Here is a 4208-nt window from a genome sequence, read left to right on the forward strand (position 1 = left end):
CGGCGACGCCGACGCGGGCCTGGGCCGCGCGGCGCACCGGCTGCAGGGCCGCTTCGAGGTCGGCGGGCAGGAGCATTTCTACCTGGAGGGCCAGATCGCCTACGCGCTGCCGCTGGAGCAGCGGCAGTGGTGGATCCACTCCAGCACCCAGCACCCGGGCGAGGTGCAGCACTGGGTGGCGCATGCCCTGGGGCTGGAGAACCACGCGGTGCGCGTGGAATGCCGGCGCCTGGGCGGGGGCTTCGGCGGCAAGGAAACGCAGGCCGGCCACCTGGCCGTGTGGGCGGCGGTGGCGGCGAACCAATTCGGTCGCCCGGTCAAGCTGCGGCTGGACCGGGACGAGGATTTCATGGTGACGGGCAAGCGCCACCCGTTCGCCTACGAGTACGACGTGGGCTTCGACGGCACGGGCCGCATCACGGGCCTGCGGCTGCGCATGGCGGCCAACTGCGGCTTCTCGGCCGACCTGTCGGGCCCCGTGGCCGACCGCGCCGTGTTCCACAGCGACAACGCGTACTTCCTGGAAAACGTCGAGATCGCCTCGTACCGCTGCAAGACGAACACGCAGAGCCACACGGCCTTTCGCGGCTTCGGCGGGCCGCAGGGCGTGATCGCCATCGAGGCCATCCTGGGAGACATCGCGCGGGCCCTGGGGTGCGATGGGCTCGCGGTGCGCATGCGCAACCTGTACGGCACCACCGACCGCAACGTCACCCACTACCAGATGCCGGTGGAGGACAACATCCTCCACGATCTGCTACCAAAATTAGAGCAATCCAGCCAATATAAACGCCGGCATGAGGCCATTTTGGCCTGGAATGCCGCGAGCCCGGTGCTCAAGCGCGGGCTGGCGATCACGCCGGTGAAGTTCGGCATCAGCTTCACCGCCACGCTGTTCAACCAGGCCGGCGCGCTGGTGCACGTGTACACCGACGGCAGCGTGCAGGTGAACCACGGCGGCACCGAGATGGGCCAGGGCCTGCACACCAAGGTGGCGCAGATCGTGGCCGACGAACTGGGCGTGCCGCTGGCGCGCGTGCTGGTGACCGCCAGCGACACCAGCAAGGTGCCCAATGCCAGCGCCACGGCCGCATCGAGCGGCACCGACCTGAACGGCCGCGCTGCCCAGTTCGCCGCGCGCCACGTGCGCGACAACCTCGCCGCCTTCGTGTGCGGCCTGGACCACTGCGGCGCCGGCGAGGTGCAATTCGCCGGCGGGCAGGTCATCACGCCCCACGCCGTGCGCAACTGGGGCGACGTGGTGAAGGAGGCCTATGCCAACCGCATCCAGCTGTGGAGCGACGGCTTTTACCGCACGCCCAAGATCCACTACGACAAGGCCACGCTCACCGGCCGGCCGTTCTACTACTTCGCCTATGGCGCGGCCTGCACCGAAGTGGCCATCGACACGCTCACCGGCGAGAGCCGCGTGCTGGCGGTGGACATCCTGCACGACGTGGGCCGCAGCATCAACCCGGCCATCGACATCGGCCAGATCGAGGGCGGCTTCGTGCAGGGCATGGGCTGGCTCACGACCGAGCAGCTGGTGTGGAACGACCAGGGCCGGCTCACCACCCACGCGCCCAGCACCTACAAGATCCCGGCCACGGGCGACATCCCCGAGCGCTTCACCGTGGCGCTGTGGCACGAAGCCAACCGGGAGGACAACGTGGGCGGCAGCAAGGCCGTGGGCGAGCCGCCGTTCATGCTGGCCATCAGCGTGTACGAGGCCCTGCGCAACGCGATTGCCGCGGCGCGCCCGACTGAGGCGGCCCGGCAGCCGGTCACGCTGACCGCGCCCGCCACGGCCGAGAACGTGCTCCGGGCACTGGGCGGGATGGACCGGGCGGCGGACGCTCAGAAGCGGTAGGTGGCCGAGACGAACGCGTTGCGCCCCTGCCCCGGCGTGATCCAGCGGCTCACGTGCAGGTGGCTCGACACAAAGTAGTGCTGGTCGAACAGGTTGCGCACCGTCGCCTGGACCTCGACGCTCTGGCCGTGGGCCAGCTTCGCCGTCCAGGTCTGGCTCAGGTCGAAGCGCGCGTAGCCCGGCAGCACCGTGGTGTTGGCCTCGTCGGCGAAGCGCCGGCTTTGCAGGTACAGGCCCGCGCCCGTCTTCCACTGCGCATTCCAGGCGTACTGCGCCCACAGCGTGGCCGCATGCCGGGCCACGTTCGGCACGGACATGCCGCCGTACACGGGGTTCTGCAGGTACTTCGCATGGGTGAAGGCATAGGTGGCGGCCACGGTCACCCGGTCCGTCACCTGGCCGGACAGCGACGCCTCGATGCCCTGCGACCGCGCGCTGCCGGCCGTGGTGAAGTCGAAGTTGTTCAGCGGCGTGCTCAGGTCGGACGCGATCATGTTCTTCTGATCGAGGCGGTACACCGCCAGGTCGCTGACCACCGCGCCGCCGCGCCACAGCGATTTCCAGCCGGCTTCGACCTGCGCCGAACGGCGCGAGGGCAGGGACTGGTTCGACGATGAAGCCACCTGGTTGGGCGAGGTGCCGGTGGACACGTTGGCATACAGCGTATCGGTCTCCGACAGCCGGCGCAGCACCGCCAGCTTCGGGTTCCAGCGCGACTCCTCCACGGGCAGCACGCCGGCCGTGCCGTACAGGAAGCGCTGGCGCGTTAAGCGCAGGCCCGCCACCACCGACCATGCGCCGAAGTCGATCTGGTCCTGGGCGGACGCCGACACGGATTCGAGATCCTGCGTCGTCAGGCTCTGCGCCAGCACCGCCCCGGCCGGGGGCGCGGTCACCCGGCCATACACCGGGTTGAACACGTTGATGGCCGGGCTGGTCGAGGCCGGCACCGACAGCGCGGGCTGGTTCAGCACCTCCTTGTAGTAGTCCGCCCCGAAGTACAACTGGTGCGTCACCGCGCCGGTGCCCTGCGTGCTGGAAAGCGCGGTCGAGAACGAGTCGATGCGGCGCTCTGTGCCCGGCTCCCAGGCCGAGACCCGGGCATAGGTGCCGGCGGGCTGGCCCGCCAGCGGCGAGCCGTTCAGCAGGTTCTTGATGGAGGTCGAATGCGCCTGCAGGTGCGTGAAATCGGCCGACCAGCGCGTGTGGGCCGACAGGGCGACATCGCCGTGCAGGTCGTAGATGCGGTTGTCGGTGGTCGAGTCGCCGAAGGGCTCGCCGAGCTGCCGGTCCCGTGGCACGGCGACCGGCCGCCCGCCCAGCGCGGGAAGTCCATAGTCCGGCTGGTAGGTCTGGTTGGTGGCCTCCACGTTGGCACGCAGGTGGTAGCGGTTGCCATCGCTTTGCGCCAGGCCCAGCTTGATGCCGTCGAGGCGGTCTTCCACATGCCGCCATTGGCTGGCCTGGGACCGCGTGGCCGTCACGCGGGCGGCCAGTTCGTTCTCGGCCGACAACACGCGGTTCAGGTCGATGGATGCCTCCAGCGCGCCGTGCGCGCCCCGCGCCGAGCGAGCGCTGCCGAAGTTCGCCAGCTGCGGCTGGCGCGTCACGAGGTTGACGGTGCCGCCCGGTTCGCTGCGCACGCCGAGGGCCGCGCCGGGTCCCCGCAGCACGTCGACGCTTTCCACGAACGCCGGGGTGTAGGGGTAGTTGGACAGCCGCACGCCGTCGCGCAGCACGCGGTTGGAGCTGGTACCGCTGTCGGTCACCGCGCCGCGCAGGATGAAGAACTGCGTGTGCGACCCGTTGAAGCCCGAGTCGGCCTGCGCGCCGGGCACGTTGCGCAGCGCGTCCTGCAAGGTGGTGCCGCCTTGCTGGCGGACCAGCTCACCGGGCACGGTGGTGACGGAAAACGGCGTGTCCAGCGACGATCCCGCCGTGCCGGTGGCGAGGCGGGAACTGCGCTGCGCCGCCGGTGTGGCCGGCGCCGTGACGGTGACGGCAGGCAGCGCCGGGCTGCGTTCGGCCGCCGGGTCTGCAGGGGTGGGCGTCTGGGCGGTGGCGGCCAGGGGCAGCCAGGCCAGGGCCATCCCCAGCGCGACGGGCCGTGCAATGGTTGGGTGCATAAAAAAAGGGCTCTCTGTGGCGCCCCACCGGGCGCCGCTGATCGGTGCGAAAAACATCGCATCGCGTGGCCTGCCGTGGTGGCCGGCCCGCGCTGCGAAATCGGAAGGCGGATCAGGAGAGCGGCGGCGGCCCGCGGGCCGGAAGCGGCGCCGCGGTGGCCGCGGCGATGCGCGCGGCCGCAATGGATTGCACCGCGCGCGACAGCGGCAGC

The 4208-nt window shown here is 70.5% G+C and carries 2 protein-coding genes; one reads left to right on the forward strand and one right to left on the reverse strand.

Annotated elements, in window-relative coordinates:
- Positions 1 to 1870 (forward strand): xanthine dehydrogenase molybdopterin binding subunit (gene xdhB / locus AC27IQ_RS19615; protein ID WP_487090482.1); only part of this gene is annotated, 1870 nt, incomplete at its 5' end.
- On the opposite strand, the gene AC27IQ_RS19620 is transcribed toward xdhB, so the two are convergent.
- Entirely contained in the window at positions 1858 to 3996 is a 2139-nt protein-coding gene (locus AC27IQ_RS19620; RefSeq protein ID WP_487090483.1) for a TonB-dependent receptor, read from the reverse strand. The two genes, xdhB and AC27IQ_RS19620, sit on opposite strands and share 13 nt — an antisense overlap.
- Between the last annotated feature and the right edge of the window lie 212 nt (positions 3997 to 4208).

The organism is Acidovorax sp. KPB24-07 (assembly GCF_057543315.1).